Genomic DNA, 455 nt, shown 5'->3' on the forward strand with positions numbered 1-455 from the left:
ACTTGATATCGTTCCCGTACTTCGTATAAATATATTGTTTCGCTCCATCTTTTGATAGATTAATAGGCTTTTTCAATTCTTCTTGTTTTAAATTTTGCGCGCTATCGCCTGAAACACTTTTAATAACACCCTTATTATCTACGTGTGCAGTTAATTGATGGCCATATATTTCTTTTCCTTCGTATGTTTGCTGCATACGCACAAGTGTTGTTCCATCATACGAACCACGTTTTTGAAGAACTTTATAATCTACTCCTGTTTCTCCATTGACTTGATTTGGAGAAAGAGCTTGTTCAGCTTTCTCCTTAAGAGCATCTTTTACTACATTCTCTGGTGTTTTTTGTGACGGTTGTGTAAGTTCACCTGAACGGAATGAGTCCTCCTGAATTTGAACTTGAAGTTGATCTGTTTCCTCTGCATGACCTATTCCGTATGGTGCCACAGCTGTTAAAGCT

General features: G+C 37.6%; 1 pseudogene. It reads right to left on the minus strand.

Annotated elements, in window-relative coordinates:
* A pseudogene (locus AC1DJR_RS33400) lies at window positions 1–455 on the minus strand (M4 family metallopeptidase); the annotation flags it as partial.

This window comes from Bacillus sp. 05T31, assembly GCF_056396725.1.